The sequence below is a fragment of the Sphingomonas sp. NFR15 genome, from assembly GCF_900103265.1.
In the GTDB taxonomy this organism is placed as follows: domain Bacteria; phylum Pseudomonadota; class Alphaproteobacteria; order Sphingomonadales; family Sphingomonadaceae; genus Sphingomonas; species Sphingomonas pollutisoli.
Genome location: NZ_FMWX01000012.1, coordinates 1 through 19,040, shown reverse-complemented (window position 1 = coordinate 19,040; position 19,040 = coordinate 1). Strand labels below are relative to the sequence as shown.

Below are 19,040 nucleotides of genomic sequence, written 5' to 3'. Positions count from 1 at the left end.
GGATCACGAGATGGCATTGACCGATCCCCTGGGTGATATGCTCACCCGCATCCGCAACGGCCAGCGCGCGCGCAAGGACTCGGTCCTGACGCCGGGCTCCAAGCTGCGTGTCCGCGTGCTCGACGTGCTCCAGCGCGAGGGCTACATCCGTGGCTACAGCGAAGAGCAGATGGGCCCGGCTGCGGGCATCCGCATCGAGCTGAAGTATTTCGAGGGCCAGCCCGCGATCAAGCACGTCGCGCGCGTCTCGAAGCCCGGCCGCCGCGTCTATTCGGGGTCTACCGAACTGCCGCGCGTCATGAACGGCCTCGGCATCACGATCGTTTCGACGCCGAAGGGCGTTCTCTCCGACGCGGAAGCGCGCGAGCAGAACGTCGGCGGCGAAGTGCTGGCGGAGGTATTCTGATGAGCCGCATCGGTAAAAAGCCGGTCGCGATCCCGAGCGGTGTCACCGCGACGATCGACGGCGGCAAGCTGAACGTGAAGGGGCCGAAGGGCACCCTCAGTCTCTCGCTTCGTGAAGAGATCACCTACACGCTGGAGGATGGCGGCATTTCGGTGCAACCGGCCAATGACAGCAAGGCTGCGCGTGCCTTCTGGGGCATGCAGCGCACGATGGTGCAGAACCTCATCACCGGCGTGACGACGGGCTTCACCAAGAAGCTGCTGATCAACGGCGTGGGCTACCGCGCCGCCGCGCAGGGCAAGGTGCTCAACCTGAAGCTCGGCTACAGCCACGACGTCAACATCGACGTGCCGGAAGGTCTTGAGGTCAAGACCCCGGACAACACGACGGTCGAGATTTCGGGCGCCGACAAGCAGAAGGTCGGTCAGCTCGCCGCAGAAGTCCGTCGCTGGCGTAAGCCCGAGCCGTACAAGGGCAAGGGCATCAAGTACGACGGCGAGTTCATCTTCCGCAAGGAAGGGAAAAAGAAGTAATGTCGACCAAGGGTATGTCTCTCTTCGAGAAGCGGCGTCGCCGCAACCGTTCCGCGCTGCGTGCGCGCAGCGGAGGCCGGCCGCGCCTTTCGGTGCATCGCTCGGGCAAGCACATCTATGCGCAGGTGATCGACGATGCGGAAGGCCGCACCATCGCTTCGGCCTCGACGCTGGAGAAGGACGTGCGCGGCACGTCCGGCGCCAACATCGACGCGGCGACGGCGGTCGGCACGCGCGTCGCCGAGGCGGCGAAGGCCGCTGGCGTGACGCAGGTCGTGTTCGATCGCGGCGGCTTCCTGTTCCACGGTCGCGTCAAGGCGCTGGCGACTGCCGCGCGTGAAGCCGGATTGGAGTTTTAAGAATGGCCGACACCAACGAAATCCAGTCGCAGGAAGGCGCTCCGGCCGAGGCCGGCACCGCCGAAGCGCCGCAGAACCGTGGTCCGCGTGGCGGCCGTGGTCGTGGCGGCCCGGGCGGCGGCAACAACCGTGGCGGTCGCGACAATCGCGGCGGTCGTGACAACCGTGGCCGTGGTGGTCCGGGTGCCGACGACGGTGGCGAAGAGCTGATCGAGAAGCTGGTCCACATCAACCGCGTCTCGAAGACGGTGAAGGGCGGCAAGCGCTTCGGCTTCGCGGCGCTGGTCGTTGTCGGCGACGGCAAGGGCCGGGTCGGCTTCGGTCATGGCAAGGCGCGCGAAGTGCCGGAAGCCATTTCCAAGGCGACGGCTGCCGCCAAGAAGGCGATGGTCCGCGTTCCGCTCAAGGAAGGCCGCACGCTGCATCATGACGGCAACGGCCATTTCGGTGCCGGTCTCGTCACGCTGCGCTCGGCGCCGCAGGGCACCGGCATCATTGCGGGCGGCCCGATGCGCGCCGTGTTCGAATCGCTCGGCGTCGCCGACGTGGTGACGAAGTCGGTCGGCACGTCGAACCCGTACAACATGATCCGCGCAACCTTCGAGGCGCTGACCTCGCAGACCAGCCCCAAGGCGGTCGCGCAGCGTCGTGGCAAGAAGATCGCCGATCTGCTGGGCCGTGGCGGCTCGCAGACCGCCGAGGCTGACGCCGCGGCCGTGGTGGAGTAAGACACATGGCAACCATCAAGATCACGCAGACCGGTTCGCCGATCCGCCGCGAGAAGGACCAGCGCGCGACGCTGATCGGTCTCGGCCTCAACAAGATGCACCGCACGCGCGAGCTGGAGGACACCCCCGAGGTTCGGGGCATGATCCGCAAGGTCGCGCACATGGTGAAGATCGAAGCGTAAGCTTCGCTCGGCATCGATAACAGGGAAGGGCCGTCACTGCGTGGCGGCCCTTTCTATGTGAGGCCGCGGCGTTCTTCGTGGCCTAGAATCAGCGTGACAAGGGTGGAACGTCTCGTTAAACGCTCCGCCTTCCAATCCATCAGCGCGACAAAAGCGAAAGCGAGTGCATCCTATGAAGTTGAACGAAATCCGCGACAACGCGGGCGCCCGTAAGTCCAAAATGCGTGTCGGCCGTGGTATCGGTTCCGGCAAGGGCAAGACCGCCGGGCGCGGCCAGAAGGGTCAGAAGAGCCGCGAGGGCGTCAGCATCGCCGGCTTCGAGGGCGGCCAGATGCCGCTCCACATGCGCCTGCCGAAGCGTGGCTTCAACAACATCTTCGCCAAGGATTATGCCGAGGTGAACCTGGGCGCGATCCAGAAGGCGGTGGATGCCGGCAAGATCGCCGCTGGCGCAGCGCTCGATCACGAGTCGCTCAAGGCCGCTGGCCTCGCACGCGGCGGCAAGGACGGCGTCCGTCTGCTGGGTAAGGGCGAACTGACCGCGAAGCTGACCTTCACCGTCGCCGGCGCCTCGAAGGGCGCGATCGAGGCGGTCGAGAAGGCGGGCGGCTCGGTTTCGGTGATCGCGGTCGTCCCCGCCGCCGAAAAGGCTGCCGCGAAGAAGGGCGTCAAGTACGCCGAGCGCAAGGCGCACAAGGCGTCGTTCAAGGCGTGATCCGCCGGCCCGCTCCAGCGAAATCTGGAGCGGGCTGCGGCGTCCCCGCCGGGCGCGGCGGCACAATGGCGCTAGGCAACCCCAAACGCATGACTATATGAGCGGCGGGGCGGTTAAACGCTTTCCGCCGCTTTTGTTTCCTAGACCGTAGTTCGGGACGATTTCCAGCATGGCATCCGCAGCCGACCAGATGGCATCCAGCATCAGCCTGTCGAAATTCGCACAGGCGACCGATCTCAAGAAGCGCCTGTGGTTCACGATCGGCGCGCTGATCGTGTTCCGGCTGCTCAGCTATGTGCCGCTGCCCGGCATCGACCCGACCGCGCTCAGCCAGCTCTCGCAATCGACGAGCGGGGGCGTGCTCGATTTCTTCAACGCCTTCTCGGGCGGCTCGCTCAAGCGGATGAGCCTGACCGCGCTCGGCGTGATGCCCTACATCACCGCCTCGATCGTGATCCAGCTCGCCACCTCGCTGTCGCCGACGCTGGCCGCGATTAAGAAGGAAGGCGAGAGCGGGCGCAAGCGCCTCAACCAATATACCCGCTACGGCACGGTCGCGCTCACGGCGGTGCAGGGCTATTTCATCGCGGTCGGCCTCGAGACGCTCGGCGCCAACCAGGGCGTCCAGGCGGTGGTCGATCCCGGCATGATGTTCCGCATCGCCGCCGTCATCTCGCTGATCGGCGGCACGATGTTCCTGATGTGGATCGGTGAGCAGATCACCAGCCGCGGCATCGGCAACGGCATGTCGCTCATCATCATGGCCGGCATCGTCGCGAACCTCCCGACGACGCTCTACAATCTGTTCGAGGGCGGCCGTTCGGGCAATCTCGACGGTTTCCGGATCGTGGGCATCATCGTCGCCGTCGTCGGCCTCGTCCTGTTCATCTGCTTCATGGAGCGCGCCCAGCGCCGCATCCTGATCCAATATCCCAAGCGCCAGACCCAGCGCGGCATGCAGGCCGATCGCAGCCATCTGCCGCTCAAGATCAACACCGCCGGCGTGATCCCGCCGATCTTCGCCTCGTCGCTGCTGCTGATGCCGCTGACGATCATGCAGTTCGCGGGCAAGCGGGTGGAGGGCAATAGCTGGTGGAGCGACGTCATCCTGACGCTCAACCAGTATCTCCAACACGGTTCGCCGGTGTACATGCTCCTCTACGGGGCGGGCATCATCTTCTTCTCGTTCTTCTACACCGCGGTCGTGTTCAATCCGGAGGAGACGGCGGACAATCTGAAGCGCTACGGCGGCTTCATCCCCGGCATTCGCCCCGGCAAGAACACCGAGATGTATTTCGATTACGTGCTGACGCGCATCACCGTGATCGGCGCGGGCTATCTGGCGATCATCTGCCTGCTGCCCGAAGAGCTGGTTTCGATGCTGCAGATCCCCTTCTACCTGGGCGGCACGAGCCTGCTGATCGTCGTCAACGTGACGATGGACACGGTGACCCAGATCCAGAGCCACTTGCTCGCGCATCAATATGGCGATCTAATCAAGAAATCGAAGCTGAAGGGCGGCCGCCTGCGTTAAGCGGGGCGGAGAGAGAATAGGGGACGGAGACTCGTGAACATCATTCTGCTTGGGCCGCCGGGAGCGGGCAAGGGCACGCAGGCGAGCCGGCTCGAAGCCGAGCGCGGGATGGTGCAGCTCTCGACCGGCGACATGCTGCGCGCCGCGCGCAAGGCGGACACGCCCCTGGGTCATCAGGTCGCGGCGGTGATGGATTCGGGTGCGCTCGTCTCCGACGAGATCGTCTCGGCGCTGATCGACGAGAAGCTCGGCACGCTTTCGGCCGAGCAGGGCACGATCTTCGACGGCTATCCGCGCACCGCGGCGCAGGCCGAGTCGCTTGATGTGATTCTCGCGCGGCATGGCCGCAAGCTCGACGTCGTGGTCGAACTCGAGGTGAACGAGGATGCGCTCGTCGAGCGCATCGTCGGGCGGTACACCTGCGCCAAATGCGGCGCAGGCTATCACGATCATTTCAAGCAGCCCCTCGTCGCGGGCGTCTGCGACGTGTGCGGCTCGACCGAGTTCAAGCGCCGCCCGGACGATAATGAGGAAACCGTGCGCACGCGGATGGCCGAATATCGCGCCAAGACGCTGCCGATCCTGCCGCTGTACGAGGCGCGCGGCATCGTGGCGAAGGTCGACGGCATGGCCGATATCGACGAGGTGAGCGCGCAGATCGCGAGTGTGCTCGACCGGTAGCGCGGCTGGGTCGGCGCGCGCGCGCGTTCAGAACGCGCATGTGCCGGCCGCGCCCTTGGTGGTGAGCAGGGACGCCGGATCGCATGAGCGGATGGGCGGCGCGGGGAAATGGGCGTTCCATTTGCCGTGCTGTCGCGACGCGATCGCGAAGATGTAGACCGCGGCGTTCGGGGTCTGCGTCCATGAGAGATACAGCGGCTCGAAGCCTTCTTCCTCGAACAATCGCGTGGTCGCTTGCGGCGAGAACCGCCAATAGTCCCCGTAATCGGCATGCTGAGGCTGTAGCCACGGCAGGACGATGATGACGACGTCCGATGACATGGCGCACAGATTGTGGAACGCCAGTCGGAAGTTCCAGATGTGCTCCAGCGTCGTGTGGTTGAACACGGTCGCGAACTTGCGCGAGAGAGATGGCGGCAATTCCGCTTCCAGATCGAGGAAGATTTCGTTGTCCGCGCCCTGGAGCGCGCCCTGGTCGGTGCCGAAGTTCGTGATGCTCCACGACGACGCCGAAACGAAATAGCTGCGATAGAATCGGCCTTCCTTGTCGCGGTCCTCCCAGGCGCTCACGTTGACGGCGGCGCCTTCGAACAAAGGTGCGAAGCGGCGCAGTTCCGCGTTGGACCAGCGCCTCGGCACCCCGAAGGCGGCCGAGGCGTAATCGCGCGGCAACAGCCCGGCACGGCGCGCGACCTGACGAACGAGTGACGTGGCGCTTGTCATCGCAAGCTTTCCTCTCCTGATCCTCCGTGCGCGGTACACCGCGCCGGCCGCCGTGTCGGTCAGCCGTTGATCCGATTCGGTGCGAATTGGAATATGACGGCTTCGTCATGCTCGCTTCACCGAATCGCTTCCGCGCCTCCGCTAGGAAGGCGGCATGGCCGATGCGCTTGGCCCAAGAGATTTTCGAGATCGGCGTCCGCACTCCCGGGGGCGCCGTTGGCCGGCGGAAGGTTGTCTTTCCGCCGGCCTCAATCCGTTCTAGGCTAAAGGGCCCGTCCGGAATGTCGCAGCCCATGACCCGCAAGATCCTGATCGTCGAAGATGACGCCGGTACCGCCGCCTATCTGGCCAAGGGGCTGGGTGAGGCGGGGTTTTCCATCGAGACCGCCAGCGACGGACGCGACGGGCTGTTCCTTGCCAGCGAAGGCATTTTCGATCTCGTCATCGCCGACCGCATGCTGCCGGGGCTCGACGGCCTCGCGATGATCGGGGCGATCCGCGCGGCGGGGATTCGCACGCCGGTGCTGATGCTCTCCGCGCTCGCCACCGTCGATGATCGTATCGACGGGCTGAAGGCGGGTGCCGACGATTATCTGTGCAAACCCTTCTCCTTCGCCGAACTGTTCGCGCGGATCGAGGCGCTGCTGCGCCGGGTCGATCTCGCGGTATCCAAGAACCAGGTGACCAAGCTCAGCGTCGGCGATCTGGAAATCGATCTGCTCGCGCGGACGGTCACACGCGAGGGGCGCGCAATCCCGCTCGGCGCGCGCGAGTTCAACCTGCTCGAATATCTGGCGCGGCACGCGGGGCAGGTGGTGACGCGCACGATGATGCTCGAGAAGATCTGGAACTACCATTTCGATCCGGGTTCGAACGTCGTCGATGTTCACATCGGGCGGCTGCGGCGCAAGATCGAGGATGGCTTCCGCGCGCCGATCCTCCATACCGTGCGCGGTGCCGGATACCGACTCTCTGCCGACGGCTAAGCGCCCGTTTCGCCTCACCGTCACGGCGCGCATCGCGCTGCTGGCGATCGGGCTGGCGCTGATCTCGAACCTCGTGCTGGTCGCGTTCGTGTGGCGGCAGATCCATGACGATTCGATCGACGCGCTCCGGCGCGACACGATCGAGCAATCCGACGCGCTGGTCTCGGTGTGGCGTTCCGGTGGCCTGCCCGCGCTGTCGCGGGCGATCGCGGAAGCGCGGGCGCCCGGGGATATCTCGTTGATCCTCGCGGTGGTGGATGGTGGCGGCCAGCGGCGGATCGGCGTCGGCCCACGCGACATCACGCTGGTCGGCGCGCCCGAATCGGTCACCTTCCGGATCGGGACGCTCGGCGGTGATCGGCCTTGGTCCGAACGTGAGGCAGGCTATTCGGTGCGGCGGCTCGGCCCGGATTTCCTCATCAGCGGCCGGCTGCTCGACGATTGGGAGCAGGAACAGCGCGGCATCGAACAGGCGATGGTGGCGGCGACGTTGCTCTCGCTCGCGCTGGGCATTCTCGTCGGATTGGCCGTGACCCGCTACGTCGGCCACCGTCTCAACGAAGTGTCCGACGTGGTCGAAGGAGTCGCCGCCGGCGATCTGACGCGGCGGGTGCAGGGGCTGGCCGGCGGGCAGGACGCGTTCGACCGGCTGGCGTCACGGCTCAACGCGATGCTCGACAAGCTCGAGCGGCTGATGGCGGAGCTGCGCGTCGTCACCGACGGCTTCGCGCACGATCTGCGCTCGCCGCTCGCGCGGTTGCGCAGCAAGGCCGAGGCCGCCGTCCTTCACGCCGAGCCCGAACAGCGCGAGGCGGCGATGAGCGGGCTGCTGGTGGAGACCGATCTGGTGATGCGGATGCTGACGACGCTGATCGAGATCAGCCGCGCGGAATCGGTGTCGCGCGACCGCTTCACCAGCGTCGATCCCGTCGCGCTGGTCGAGGAGATCGCCGAACTGTACGCGCCGGTCGTCGAGGATGCCGGGATGGTGTTCACGACCGCGATTGAGGGTGAGGCCGCGCGCGTGGTCCTGCACCGCGAGTTGATGACGCAGGCCATCACCAATCTGATCGACAATGCCTTGCGGCACGCCGGCGCGGGCGGGGCGGTGACGTTGCGGCTGATCCCGGAGGGAGGCTGGTTGCGTTTCCAGGTCGAGGATCGCGGCCCCGGCATCGCCGAGGCCGACCGCGCCCAGGCGCTACGCCGTTTCGGCCGGCTCGACCGCGCGCGCACCACGCCGGGTGCGGGGCTGGGGATGGCGCTGGTCGAAGCGGTCGCGCGGCTGCATGGTGGCCGGCTCGAATTGGGTGACAATGCGCCGGGGCTGATCGTCACCATTGTCGTACCATTATAGCGCCGATGCGCCGCTTCGACTCGCTTGACAGCGTAGAGCCGAACCCTTACGTGCGCTTCCCTCCGACACACCGGCTACGGCGGCGCTCATGGCGCGCGCCGCAATCGTGCGTGTTGGAACAGGCAACGCGTTGAGATGGGGTGTGCAGCCATGCAGACCCTGTGGAGCAGGAGAAAGAGTTTCATGGCACGTATCGCGGGCGTCAACATCCCGACCAACAAGCGCGTGGTGATCGCGCTGACCTATATCCACGGTATCGGCGATACCAAGGCGAAGGAAATCACCGCCAAGCTGGGCATCGCGCCGGAGCGCCGCGTTCAGGATCTCACCGATTCGGAAGTGCTGCAGATCCGCGAGACGATCGACGCCGATCACACGGTCGAGGGCGATCTGCGCCGCCAGACCGCGATGAACATCAAGCGTCTGATGGACCTCGCCTGCTATCGCGGCCTGCGTCACCGCAAGGGCCTGCCGGTCCGCGGCCAGCGCACGCATACCAACGCGCGCACCCGCAAGGGCAAGGCCAAGCCGATCGCGGGTAAGAAGAAGTAAGAGGTCGCTCTAGGCGATCTTTACCTCTTTTACGTCGGAGGCGGTCACGCTCAGCGCTGCCGCCTTCCGCTCAGGATATAGGAACAGGACGAAAAAATGGCACGCGAACCACAGCGCATCAAGCGCCGCGAGCGGAAGAACATCACCTCGGGCGTCGCCCATGTGAACGCCAGCTTCAACAACACCATGATCACCATCACCGATGCCCAGGGCAATGCGATCTCGTGGTCGTCGGCGGGCATGATGGGCTTCAAGGGCAGCCGCAAGTCGACCCCTTATGCGGCCCAGGTCGCCGCCGAGGACGCTGGCAAGAAGGCGGCCGAGCACGGCGTCCGCACGCTTGAAGTCGAAGTCAAGGGTCCGGGTTCGGGCCGTGAGTCGGCGCTGCGCGCGCTTCAGGCGGTCGGCTTCCAGATCACCTCGATCCGGGATGTCACCTCGATCCCGCACAACGGCGTTCGCCCCTCGAAGCGCCGCCGCGTCTGAATTCGTCTCGTCCGCGCGCGATTGATCACGCGGCGCGGACGAGTCGCCCTAGGCCGGAGTTGCCCTCCTGCTCCCGCCCAAAACCAAGGGGAAGCCCGTGTCCGTCAATGCTAAGAACTGGCAGGAATTGAAGAAGCCCAACGGCCTCGAAGTGAAGCCGGGCGGCGACGCCAAGCGCAAGGCGACCTTCGTCGCCGAGCCGCTCGAGCGCGGCTTCGGCCTCACGCTCGGCAATGCGCTGCGCCGCGTGCTGCTGTCGTCGCTTCAGGGTGCCGCCGTCACCTCGATCAAGATCGAGAACGTCCTGCACGAATTCTCGTCGCTCGCTGGCGTGCGCGAGGACGTGACCGACATCGTGCTCAACGTAAAGCAGATCGCGCTGCGCATGCAGGGCGAGGGGCCGAAGCGCCTCCAGCTCTCGGCGACCGGGCCGGCCACGGTCACGGCGGGCGACATCGCGGTGACGGGCGACATCGAAGTGATGAACCCCAAGCTGGTGCTGTGCCATCTCGACGATGGCGCGACACTCAACATGGAACTCACCGCCGATGTCGGTAAGGGCTATGTCGCGGCGGTCGCCAACCGTCCGGCCGATGCGCCGATCGGCCTCATCCCGGTCGATGCCCTGTACTCGCCGGTGCGGCAGGTCTCGTACAAGGTCGAGAACACCCGCGTCGGGCAGGAACTCGATTACGACAAGCTGACGCTGACGGTCGAGACCGACGGCACCGTCACCCCCGAGGACGCGGTCGGCTATGCCGGTCGCATCCTGCAGGACCAGTTGGCGCTGTTCGTCCACTTCGACGATTCGGCGATGACGCGGTCTGCACCGATCGGCGTCGCGGCGCCGGCGGCGGCGAGTGAGGTGTCGGGTGATACCCAGCAGATCAACCGCTACCTGCTCAAGAAGGTCGACGAGCTCGAACTCTCGGTTCGTTCGGCCAACTGCCTCAAGAACGACAACATCATCTACATCGGCGATCTGGTCCAGAAGACCGAAGCCGAGATGCTGCGCACGCCGAACTTCGGCCGCAAGTCGCTCAACGAGATCAAGGAAGTGCTGTCTTCGATGGGTCTCCGCCTGGGCATGGAAATCCCCGGCTGGCCGCCCGAGAACATCGAAGAGATGGCGAAGAAGCTCGAGCAGGAGATTATGGGCTGAGCCTGCCGTCCGGGATTAAGCTCGCTTAATCCCGGATCAATCGGCAGGCTCGGCCGGCGGGCGCCAGCCCGTCCGACGACGCGGCTTTGCCGCGGCGTTGTTTGGCAGGACTGGACCCCCGCCTTCGCGGGGGAACATGGCAGTGGTGGCGGCCTTACGGCCACCAGGTCTGGGGTACCTCACACGGCCCCTTAACGAACGAAAAGGATATACCCATGCGTCACCGTGTAGGCGGCCGTAAGCTTCAGCGGACCTCGGCCCACCGCATCGCGCTGTTCCGCAACATGTCGGCCGCGCTCATCAAGCACGAGCAGATCACCACCACCGTCGCCAAGGCGAAGGAACTGCGCCCCTACGTCGAGAAGCTCATCACGCTCGCCAAGAAGGGTGGCCTGTCGAACCGCCGTCTCGCGCATGCCCGTCTGCTCGACGATGCGATGCTGGTGAAGCTGTTCGACGTGCTCGCCGATCGCTACTCGGATCGCAACGGCGGCTACACCCGCATCATCAAGGCCGGCATCCGCGCTTCGGACGCGTCGCCGATGGCGATCATCGAATTCGTTGACCGCGACGTCTCGGCCAAGGGGCTGGATTCGGGCCCGGTGATGACGGACGAGGATTACGAGGCCGCGTAAACCGAACGGTTTGAGACCGAGTTGAGAAAGGAGTCGCACCTGCTAGGGTGCGGCTCCTTTTTCGTATCTGGAGTGCCCGATGCGCATCGTTATGCCGTTGATCGCGCTTGTTCTTTCCACCCCCGTTCTCGCCCAGACCAGCAAGGCTCCGACCATGACCTATCCCGCCAGCCCCCGTGTCGATCAGGTCGATGAGCAGTTCGGGGTCAAGGTCGCCGATCCGTATCGCTGGCTCGAGAACGACGTGCGCACCGACGCGAAGGTGAAGGCATGGGTCGATGCGCAGACCGCGGCGACCAACGCCTATCTCGCGACGCTGCCCGGCCGCGACATCCTCGCAGAGCGGCTCAAGACCTTGCTCGATTACGAACGGTTCGGCGTCCCCGTGAAGAAAGGCGGCCATTATTTCTACACGCGCAATGCCGGCCTTCAGAATCAAGCGGTACTCTATGTCCGCGACAGCCTGACCGGCGCGGGCCGCGTCCTGATCGATCCGAACACATGGTCGAAGGACGGCGCGACCGCGCTTTCCGAATGGGTGCCATCGGAGGATGGCGGCAAGCTGCTCTACGGCGTGCAGGATGGCGGGACCGACTGGCGGACGCTCAAGATCCTCGACGTCGCCAGCGGCTCGGTGCTGCCGGATACGGTCGAGTGGGTTAAGTTCTCCGGCCTCGCATGGGCGAAGGACGGTTCCGGGTTTTATTATTCGCGTTTCCCGGCCCCGCCGTCGGGCGAGAAGTTCCAGGCGCTCAACGAGAACCAGAAGGTCTATTTCCACGCTCTCGGCACATCGCAGGAGCGTGACCGGCTGATCTACGAGACGCCCGATCACCCCAAGCGCGGCCACGGCGCGCAACTGACCGAAGACGGGAAATGGCTGGTCATCACCACCACCGAGGGCACCGACAATCGCTACGAGATCACCGTCATCGATCTCACCGCGCCCAAGCCTGTTCCGCGCACGATCTTCAAGGGGTTGGAGAAAGAGTGGACGCTCGTCGGCAATGATGGCCCGAACCTCTATTGGGCGACCAACAAGGATGCGCCGCGGCTGCGGATCGTCTCGACCAACCTGTTCGCGCGCTCGGCCGAAGTGCCGATCCATGAAGTCGTGCCGGAGGACAAGAACGGCGCGGTGCTGGAGAGCGCTTCGATCCTCGGCGGCAAGATCGTCGCCGACTATCTGGTCGATGTGAAATCCGAGGTGCGCCGTTACGGCCTCGACGGTACGCCCGAAGGCAAGGTCACGCTGCCGGGGATCGGCGCGGTGGTGGGCGGCAGCGGCACCCAGGCCGACAGCGAGGCCTTCTATGCGTTCACCAGCTTCGCCACGCCGACCACGATCTACCGCTACGACGTCAAGACCGACACATCGACCGTGTGGGCGCAACCCAAGGTCGCTTTCGATCCCACCGCCTATGCTGTGGAACAGCGCTTCTACGCCTCGAAGGATGGCACCAGGGTGCCGATGTTCATCGTGCGCCGCAAGGATGTGCGCGGGCCGGCGCCGACGCTGCTGTATGCGTATGGCGGGTTCAACATCTCGGTGACGCCGGCCTTTTCGGCGACGCGGATCGCGTGGCTGGAGCAGGGCGGGGTGCTCGCGGTGGCGAACATTCGCGGCGGCGGCGAATATGGCAAGGCGTGGCACGACGGCGGCCGGCTCGCCAACAAGCAGAACGTGTTCGACGATTTCATCGCGGCGGGGGAGGATCTCAAGGCGCAGGGGATCACGTCCAAGGACGGTCTCGCCATTCAGGGCGGATCGAACGGCGGCCTGCTGGTCGGTGCGGTCACCAACCAGCGGCCCGATCTGTTCGCGGCGGCGCTGCCGGCGGTCGGGGTGATGGACATGCTGCGCTTCGACCGGTTCACGGCTGGGCGTTATTGGGTCGATGACTACGGCTATCCCGCGAAGGAAGCCGATTTCCGTACGCTCTACGCCTATTCGCCATACCACAATATCAAGGGCGGCCGGGACTATCCCGCGATCCTGGCGGAAACCGCCGACACGGACGATCGTGTCGTGCCGGGGCACAGCTTCAAATATGTGGCGGCGTTGCAGGCGGCGGACATCGGGCCCAAGCCGCACCTGATCCGCATCGAGACGCGCGCCGGCCACGGCAGCGGCAAGCCCACCGACAAGGTGATCGCCGAGACGGCGGATGCATGGGCGTTTGCGGCGAAATGGACCGGGCTGGCGATCAGACCGGTGAACTGACCGGTTGCGCGATAATGGCCGGTGTCGCCGCGTGTTCCGCCGTCGCCTACAGGGTGGCGGTTCGCGCCGGCGGGCCCGCGGCGAGCATCGCCTCCCATTGGGCGATCGTCATCGTGGCGAGATATTCCCGCTGCATCTCGGGCGCCAGCACTTCGATCATCTGGCACCCTTCGATCCACATTTCGATCACGCCAAACGCGCCGCCGCGCTTGCGGTACTTCGCCGGCCATCCCTCGCGCGCGGCGATAGCCAGGATCGCATCGGCGTCGAGCGGGCTGGCGATCGCCGCGTGGGTCGGCGTGTAGGCACGAACTTCGCCGGCTTCGCCATAGGCGTCGGCGTCGCCCGGCCGTTCGCGCAGCACCGTGCCGGCGGGGTAGACCTCGATCGCGGTGCCGCGATCATCGCCGGCCAGCACGATCCAGCCGTCATCCGAGACAGGCGGGAAGGGCAACGCCTTGCCGTTCCAAAGTTCGGCGATGACGGCAGCGACCTTGCGATGGTCGTTCGCGCTCATGGACATGTGGAACAGCATCGTGAACCTCCCCTCTCGTCACGCACCTGCTAAAATATGGCACAAAAAGTGTCAACATAAATTTGACACCAATCGTGCCAGTTTGTAGCGCGTGCGGGATGGCCGATATCGATCCGCGGGTGCCTGGACGGCGTGAAGTCGCGAAAATCCGTGTGCGAGACCGCATTGTCGATGCGGTGATCGACCTGCTTGCCGAGGGCGGCACCGACATTTCGCATGACCGCGTCGCCGAAAGAACCGCGATCAGCCGGCGGACGGTCTATCGGTATTTCCCGGACCGCGAATCGCTGATGCAATCGGCGAACGAGGCGGTGCGGACCCGCGCCGGTCCGCGCGTCGCTTTCCCGGAGAGCGAGGCGGACCTGACCGAGGCGCTCCACGCGATCCATACCGGGTTCGACGCGATCGCCCCGCTCGCCACGGTTGTGCGCAGCACGCCGCAAGGGCGGGCGATGCGATTGTCGCAACGCGCGCTGCGTGTGGAGAAATATCGCGCCGCCGCCGCCGACGCGGTGCGCGAGTTGCCCGCGGAGGATCGGCTGCTCGCGACGGCGATGCTCCAGGCGCTGCATACGACGCTGTGGTTGGAAATGCGCGATCAATGGGGGCTTGATGGTGCGCAGATCGCGCGCGCCACGGGTTGGGCGATGCGGACCCTGTTGGCCGATCTCAAGGCGCGGGGCGCTCGGCCGCTCGACGTGATCGCGGAGCCAAACGAGTCGTGAGGACGAGCAGGGGCGCCACGGCGCCCCTGCCGATCATGTCACCGCGCGGAGAGCGCCGTCTCGTGCTTGAGCGCCTGGCGCGCGACCGTGTGCGACCATACGGCATCGCCGAAGCGCGTTTCGAGCATCACATTGTCGAGCGTGAGCGCGCGGCGGTACGCCGTCATCGCCTCGCCGGGGCGGTCGGCGCGCAGATAGGCCTGCGCGAGTTCGATCGCGGTACCGCCATCGTTCGGGTTCACGAGGGTAACGGCTTCCAGCGTCGAGACGGAGCCGGAACCGGCGGGGGCGGCCACTGCCGGAGCCGACAGCGGCGCGGCGACAAGCAATGCCAGAGCAATCATCTTAGCCATGAGATCATCCTTCCATATCACCGCGTTTTTGCGATGTTACAGAATGATGACACAAATGCGTCAGATATGTGAAATGGTTTTTTGTTACAGTCCCTCCGGGAACGGCACAGGCTGGCGCGATCGGGCCCGAGCCGGTATCGGCTCGCCATGACACATCCCACTGATTCGATCCTGATCGTCGATTTCGGCAGCCAGGTGACGCAACTCATCGCGCGGCGCGTGCGCGAGGCGGGCGTCTATAGCGAGATCGCGCCGTTCACGACCGCCGCCGAGGCGTTCGCCCGCCTTCGGCCGCGCGGCGTGATCCTGTCGGGAAGCCCCGCCTCGGTGCTCGACGATGGCAGCCCGCGCGTGCCGCCGGTGGTGTTCGAGAGCGGGGTTCCGGTGCTCGGCATCTGTTATGGGCAGCAGGTGATGATGCAGCAGCTCGGCGGGCAGGTCGTGCTGGGCGAGTCGGGCGAGTTCGGGCAGGCCTTCATCGAGATTCAAGACGAATGCGTGCTGTTCGATGGCTTGTGGGCTCCGCAAGAGCGTCATCAGGTGTGGATGAGCCACGGCGATAAGGTGATCGAGCTTGCGCCGGGGTTCCGCCCCGTCGCGGTCAGCCCCGGCTCGCCCTATGCGGTCGTCGCCGACGATGCGCGGCGGTATTATGCCACGCAGTTCCACCCCGAGGTGGTCCACACGCCCGACGGCGCCAAGTTCCTCGCCAATTTCGTCCGCCACGTCTGCGGTCTCGCGGGTGAATGGACGATGGCCGAATTCCGCGCCGCCAAGATCGCCGAAATTCGCAAGCAGGTCGGCAAGGGCCGGGTGATCTGCGGCCTGTCGGGCGGTGTCGATTCGGCGGTGGCGGCGGTGCTGATCCACGAGGCGATCGGCGACCAGCTCACCTGCGTGTTCGTCGATCACGGGCTGATGCGCAGCGGCGAGGCCGATCAGGTTGTCAGCCTGTTCCGCAACTCCTACAACATCCCGCTCGTCCATGTGAACGCCGAGGCGACCTTCCTTGAAGGACTCGCGGGCGTCACCGACCCCGAGAAGAAGCGCAAGTTCATCGGCGCGGCGTTCATCGATCTGTTCGAGGCCGAGGCGAAGAAGGTTGGCGGCGCCGATTTTCTCGCCCAGGGCACGCTTTATCCGGACGTGATCGAGAGCGTGAGCTTCACCGGCGGCCCGTCGGTGACGATCAAGAGCCACCACAATGTCGGCGGCCTTCCCGAGCGGATGAACATGCAGCTCGTCGAGCCGCTGCGCGAACTGTTCAAGGACGAGGTGCGCGTGCTGGGCCGCGAGCTGGGTCTGCCCGAGGCGTTCGTCGGTCGCCATCCGTTCCCCGGTCCCGGCCTCGCCATCCGGATCCCCGGCGAGGTCACCAAGGAGCGTTGCGACATTCTGCGCAAGGCCGATGCGATCTATCTCGAAGAGATTCGCACCGCAGGTCTGTACGACGCGATCTGGCAGGCGTTCGCGGTGCTGCTGCCGGTCCGCAGCGTGGGCGTGATGGGCGACGGCCGCACCTATGACAACGTCCTGGCGCTCCGCGCGGTCACGTCGACCGACGGCATGACCGCGCAGGCGTTCGAATTCCCCGGCGGCTTCCTCGCGCGCGTCTCCACCCGCATCGTCAACGAGGTGCGCGGGGTTAACCGCGTGACCTACGACTATACGAGCAAGCCGCCCGGTACGATCGAGTGGGAGTGATTTGGCCCCGCCAAACCCTTCTATCTCTACGATCTAGTACGATCCTAAGTATCTGAATAAACAACACAATTGCCGATTGATCGTCGCAGTCTATCAGTGGCCAACGCTTTTACGTGATGGCCTGATTGACGGTACGTGGTGCAATTGCCGTTAGGCCGAAACGTAAATACCGTCAGGGGCATCGGGCTCGTGACGGTATTTTTTTCGGGATAAGTTCCTGAAGAATAAGCAAAATATGGTCACTGAACCCGTCAAAACCACGTGACGGTATTTTGGTAGCGGAATTTTGCGATGCTGACGGATGTTGCTCTTAAGTCTCTGAAACCGAAAGAAAAACCATACAAGGTCACCGACGGTTACGGCCTCTACGTCCACATGTCCGTCGGCGGCGTTCTGACCTTCCGTCTGGACTACCGGCTTAACGGCCGCCGGGAGACCATCCAGTTCGGCCGCTACGGACACGGCCACCTCTCGCTCGCTGTCGCCCGGGAAATGTGCATCGATGCGAAGCGCAAAATCCGGGAAGGCGTGTCGCCGGCGATCGAGAAGCAGCGCGAGAAGATCCGTCTGAAGCAGGCCAAGACCTTCGACGAATTCGCTCAGCAATGGTTCGAGAAGACGCCGATGGCCGAGAGCACGAGAGCGATGCGCAAAGGGGTCTACGATCGCGACCTGGTCGTTTGGCGGAACCGGCTCCTGACGGAGATCACGCCTGGCGACCTCCGGGCACACTGCGCCAAGATCGTCGCGCGCGGCGCGCCCGCCACGGCCGTGCATGTCCGCGACATCCTGAAACTGATCTACGCTTTCGCTATCGTCCATGGCGAGAAGGTCGCCAACCCCGCGGCGGAGGTCGGCCCGAGTTCGATTGCGCACTTCGTCCCGAGGGACAGGGCGCTTTCGCCGAAGGAGATTCGGATCATGCTCAATCAACTAGAGCATGTCGCCACGACACCGACGCTTCGGCTCGGTATCCGTCTGTACCTTCTCACCCTCGTCCGCAAATCCGAACTGCTGGAAGCGACCTGGGATGAAGTCGATTTCGAGAATGCGGTCTGGACGATCCCGAAGGAGCGCATGAAGCGCTCCAAGGCGCATAACGTCTACCTGTCCCGCCAGGTGTATGACATCTTCATCGCGTTGAAGACCTGCGCCGGGAACTCCCGATACGTGTTCCCGTCCCGGTACGACGCGGACGCCCACATGTCGAAAGCGACCTTCAACCGGATCACCTACGCGGTGACAGAGCGTGCGATGCGTGAAGGGCTTCCACTGGAGCCGTTCACTGTTCACGATCTGCGGCGGACCGGATCGACCTTGCTGAACGAGATGGGCTTTAACAGCGACTGGGTCGAAAAGTGCCTTGCGCACGAGGATGGCCGTTCGTCTCGGGGCGTCTACAACAAGGCCGAGTACGAGACGCAGCGTCGCCACATGATGCAGGAATGGTCGGACACCGTCGATGCATGGGTCATCGGCGAAACCCGAAGCCCCAACGTCGCCGCTGTAGCGACGCTGCCGGTTACCCTCGATCCCGCACTCTGAACGCTGCAAGGGTGGTTGCACGACAATCGACGATCCTGTCCAATGCCCCTCTTGGTCACCCGGGAGGGGAAGACATGACATCTGAGATCAACGACGCCGGCGAAGACACTGGAAGTGAGCGCGCTGAGGTGCATTTTCTGGCCGCTATGGTCGATGAACTGATGCGCCCGCTCGCTCACGCCGGCGCGCTGTCGCGCGATGATCTCATGAGATTGAACTGGCTGTCGCGACGAAAATGGGGACTGCTCCGCGAGCGTGGTAAGCGCGCCTCGCGAAGCCATCAGGGATGTCCAGTGTATCGGGAACTCGGACGCCCACCTTTCGCATGGCAAGCTATGACGCTCGACGGGAGCTGCAAACCGGACGGGTCTTCCGCAACCGCACGTTCGGATTGGGTGCGCGGCTATGAGTCTCGTTGCGACGAACAGCGAGCCACGCTTCGACCTCATCAAGATCCCACACCACTACACGGCTCGTAAGCGCGAAGCGCCGCGGGAATTCGCCCCGCTGCTCCATCTCGTAGATCGTCGAGTCCGCAAGCGGCACGATCTGACGTGACCCCCGTCTTTCATCCAGCGGCAACCAGAGACCGACCGTTGTTTGAGCCGCTACCCGTTCTTGGACCACCCAGCCGGGTGTCATCCAGCTTCTACCGGCAGCGGCGGGCCATGTGCCGCTGACCGGTTCACCAGCGATATCGGCACCTTGTTGCCGATCGCGCTGTGTGGCCGCACCTCGTTATAGTCTCTACGCCAAGCCTCGCATTTTCGGACCGCGTCGTCGAGGCTCATGAACCAGTGCTGGTTCAGGCACTCCGCCCGGAACTTGCCGTTGAACGATTCGATGAACGCATTGTCGGTCGGCTTCCCCGGCCTACTGAAGTCGAGCACGACACCGCGGGTGTACGCCCACAGG

23 protein-coding genes are annotated in these 19,040 nt (G+C 64.8%); 18 read left to right on the top strand and 5 right to left on the bottom strand.

Annotated elements, in window-relative coordinates:
- Positions 1-10 precede the first annotated feature (10 nt).
- The 8 genes from rpsH to BLS81_RS19225 all read left to right on the top strand — a co-directional run bounded on the left by rpsH (position 11) and on the right by BLS81_RS19225 (position 5,138).
- Positions 11-406 carry a 30S ribosomal protein S8 gene (rpsH, locus tag BLS81_RS19260; protein WP_069206798.1) on the top strand — a complete coding sequence of 132 codons (396 nt, stop codon included), beginning with the start codon at positions 11-13 and terminating at the stop codon, positions 404-406.
- Entirely contained in the window at positions 406-939 is a 534-nt protein-coding gene (gene rplF, locus BLS81_RS19255) for a 50S ribosomal protein L6 (RefSeq protein WP_093226338.1), read from the top strand. Before rpsH ends, rplF begins: the two co-directional genes overlap by 1 nt.
- Positions 939-1,298 (top strand): 50S ribosomal protein L18, encoded by a 360-nt coding sequence (gene rplR, locus BLS81_RS19250; RefSeq protein ID WP_093226336.1) that lies wholly within the window; start codon positions 939-941, stop codon positions 1,296-1,298. Before rplF ends, rplR begins: the two co-directional genes overlap by 1 nt.
- A 2-nt stretch (positions 1,299-1,300) precedes the next feature.
- A complete protein-coding gene (rpsE, locus tag BLS81_RS19245; RefSeq protein ID WP_093226335.1) occupies positions 1,301-2,026 on the top strand; it encodes a 30S ribosomal protein S5 in 726 nt (241 codons plus the stop codon).
- Between the two features lie 5 nt (positions 2,027-2,031).
- Positions 2,032-2,208, top strand: a complete 177-nt coding sequence (gene rpmD / locus BLS81_RS19240) for a 50S ribosomal protein L30 (RefSeq protein WP_093226333.1) — start codon at positions 2,032-2,034, stop codon at positions 2,206-2,208.
- A 172-nt stretch (positions 2,209-2,380) separates the two neighbouring features.
- Positions 2,381-2,923, top strand: a complete 543-nt coding sequence (gene rplO, locus BLS81_RS19235; protein WP_093226332.1) for a 50S ribosomal protein L15 — start codon at positions 2,381-2,383, stop codon at positions 2,921-2,923.
- A gap of 169 nt (positions 2,924-3,092) precedes the next feature.
- Positions 3,093-4,457 (top strand): preprotein translocase subunit SecY, encoded by a 1,365-nt coding sequence (secY, locus tag BLS81_RS19230; RefSeq protein WP_093226330.1) that lies wholly within the window; start codon positions 3,093-3,095, stop codon positions 4,455-4,457.
- A gap of 33 nt (positions 4,458-4,490) precedes the next feature.
- On the top strand, positions 4,491-5,138 hold the full coding sequence (locus BLS81_RS19225; RefSeq protein WP_093226328.1) for an adenylate kinase: 648 nt from the start codon (positions 4,491-4,493) through the stop codon (positions 5,136-5,138).
- A gap of 27 nt (positions 5,139-5,165) precedes the next feature.
- Here BLS81_RS19225 and BLS81_RS19220 read toward each other — a convergent pair whose 3' ends face one another.
- Positions 5,166-5,861, bottom strand: coding sequence for a hypothetical protein (locus BLS81_RS19220; protein ID WP_093226327.1), 696 nt, complete (start codon positions 5,859-5,861; stop codon positions 5,166-5,168).
- 293 nt (positions 5,862-6,154) lie between these two features.
- Here BLS81_RS19220 and BLS81_RS19215 point away from each other — a divergent pair, with 293 nt between their 5' ends.
- From BLS81_RS19215 to BLS81_RS19185, 7 genes are all read left to right on the top strand, one after another.
- Positions 6,155-6,847 carry a winged helix-turn-helix domain-containing protein gene (locus tag BLS81_RS19215; protein WP_093226399.1) on the top strand — a complete coding sequence of 231 codons (693 nt, stop codon included), beginning with the start codon at positions 6,155-6,157 and terminating at the stop codon, positions 6,845-6,847.
- Entirely contained in the window at positions 6,816-8,204 is a 1,389-nt protein-coding gene (locus BLS81_RS19210) for a sensor histidine kinase (protein ID WP_256326347.1), read from the top strand. The genes BLS81_RS19215 and BLS81_RS19210 overlap by 32 nt, the downstream gene beginning before the upstream one ends.
- Before the next feature lie 183 nt (positions 8,205-8,387).
- Positions 8,388-8,756: a 30S ribosomal protein S13 gene (gene rpsM, locus BLS81_RS19205; protein WP_093226324.1), complete on the top strand. Its 369-nt coding sequence runs from the start codon at positions 8,388-8,390 to the stop codon at positions 8,754-8,756.
- A 96-nt stretch (positions 8,757-8,852) separates the two neighbouring features.
- Entirely contained in the window at positions 8,853-9,242 is a 390-nt protein-coding gene (gene rpsK, locus BLS81_RS19200) for a 30S ribosomal protein S11 (protein WP_034161671.1), read from the top strand.
- Positions 9,243-9,339: 97 nt separating this feature from the next.
- Positions 9,340-10,404, top strand: coding sequence for a DNA-directed RNA polymerase subunit alpha (locus tag BLS81_RS19195; RefSeq protein WP_093226322.1), 1,065 nt, complete (start codon positions 9,340-9,342; stop codon positions 10,402-10,404).
- A 215-nt stretch (positions 10,405-10,619) separates the two neighbouring features.
- Positions 10,620-11,039, top strand: coding sequence for a 50S ribosomal protein L17 (gene rplQ, locus BLS81_RS19190; RefSeq protein ID WP_093226321.1), 420 nt, complete (start codon positions 10,620-10,622; stop codon positions 11,037-11,039).
- A gap of 79 nt (positions 11,040-11,118) precedes the next feature.
- Positions 11,119-13,263, top strand: a complete 2,145-nt coding sequence (locus BLS81_RS19185; RefSeq protein WP_093226320.1) for a prolyl oligopeptidase family serine peptidase — start codon at positions 11,119-11,121, stop codon at positions 13,261-13,263.
- 46 nt (positions 13,264-13,309) lie between these two features.
- On the opposite strand, the gene BLS81_RS19180 is transcribed toward BLS81_RS19185, so the two are convergent.
- A complete protein-coding gene (locus tag BLS81_RS19180; RefSeq protein WP_093226318.1) occupies positions 13,310-13,798 on the bottom strand; it encodes a hypothetical protein in 489 nt (162 codons plus the stop codon).
- A gap of 152 nt (positions 13,799-13,950) precedes the next feature.
- On the opposite strand from BLS81_RS19180, the gene BLS81_RS19175 reads away from it, so the two are divergent.
- Complete coding sequence (locus tag BLS81_RS19175) at positions 13,951-14,523, top strand: TetR/AcrR family transcriptional regulator (RefSeq protein ID WP_256326346.1); 573 nt, start codon at positions 13,951-13,953, stop codon at positions 14,521-14,523.
- A gap of 38 nt (positions 14,524-14,561) precedes the next feature.
- Here the strand turns inward: BLS81_RS19175 and BLS81_RS19170 are convergent, their stop codons facing one another.
- Positions 14,562-14,876, bottom strand: a complete 315-nt coding sequence (locus tag BLS81_RS19170; RefSeq protein WP_256326345.1) for a tetratricopeptide repeat protein — start codon at positions 14,874-14,876, stop codon at positions 14,562-14,564.
- A 147-nt stretch (positions 14,877-15,023) separates the two neighbouring features.
- Here BLS81_RS19170 and guaA point away from each other — a divergent pair, with 147 nt between their 5' ends.
- Together guaA and BLS81_RS19160 are read left to right on the top strand one after the other, a co-directional pair.
- Positions 15,024-16,580 (top strand): glutamine-hydrolyzing GMP synthase, encoded by a 1,557-nt coding sequence (gene guaA / locus BLS81_RS19165; RefSeq protein WP_093226315.1) that lies wholly within the window; start codon positions 15,024-15,026, stop codon positions 16,578-16,580.
- Positions 16,581-16,871: 291 nt separating this feature from the next.
- The gene (locus BLS81_RS19160; protein WP_093226314.1) at positions 16,872-18,125 is read left to right on the top strand and encodes a tyrosine-type recombinase/integrase; all 1,254 of its coding nucleotides are present in this window, start codon (positions 16,872-16,874) and stop codon (positions 18,123-18,125) included.
- Between the two features lie 333 nt (positions 18,126-18,458).
- On the opposite strand, the gene BLS81_RS19155 is transcribed toward BLS81_RS19160, so the two are convergent.
- Positions 18,459-18,707, bottom strand: a complete 249-nt coding sequence (locus tag BLS81_RS19155; RefSeq protein ID WP_256326351.1) for a helix-turn-helix transcriptional regulator — start codon at positions 18,705-18,707, stop codon at positions 18,459-18,461.
- Between the two features lie 56 nt (positions 18,708-18,763).
- A partial coding sequence (locus tag BLS81_RS19150; RefSeq protein ID WP_143023413.1) for an integrase core domain-containing protein occupies positions 18,764-19,040 on the bottom strand: 277 nt, incomplete at its 5' end.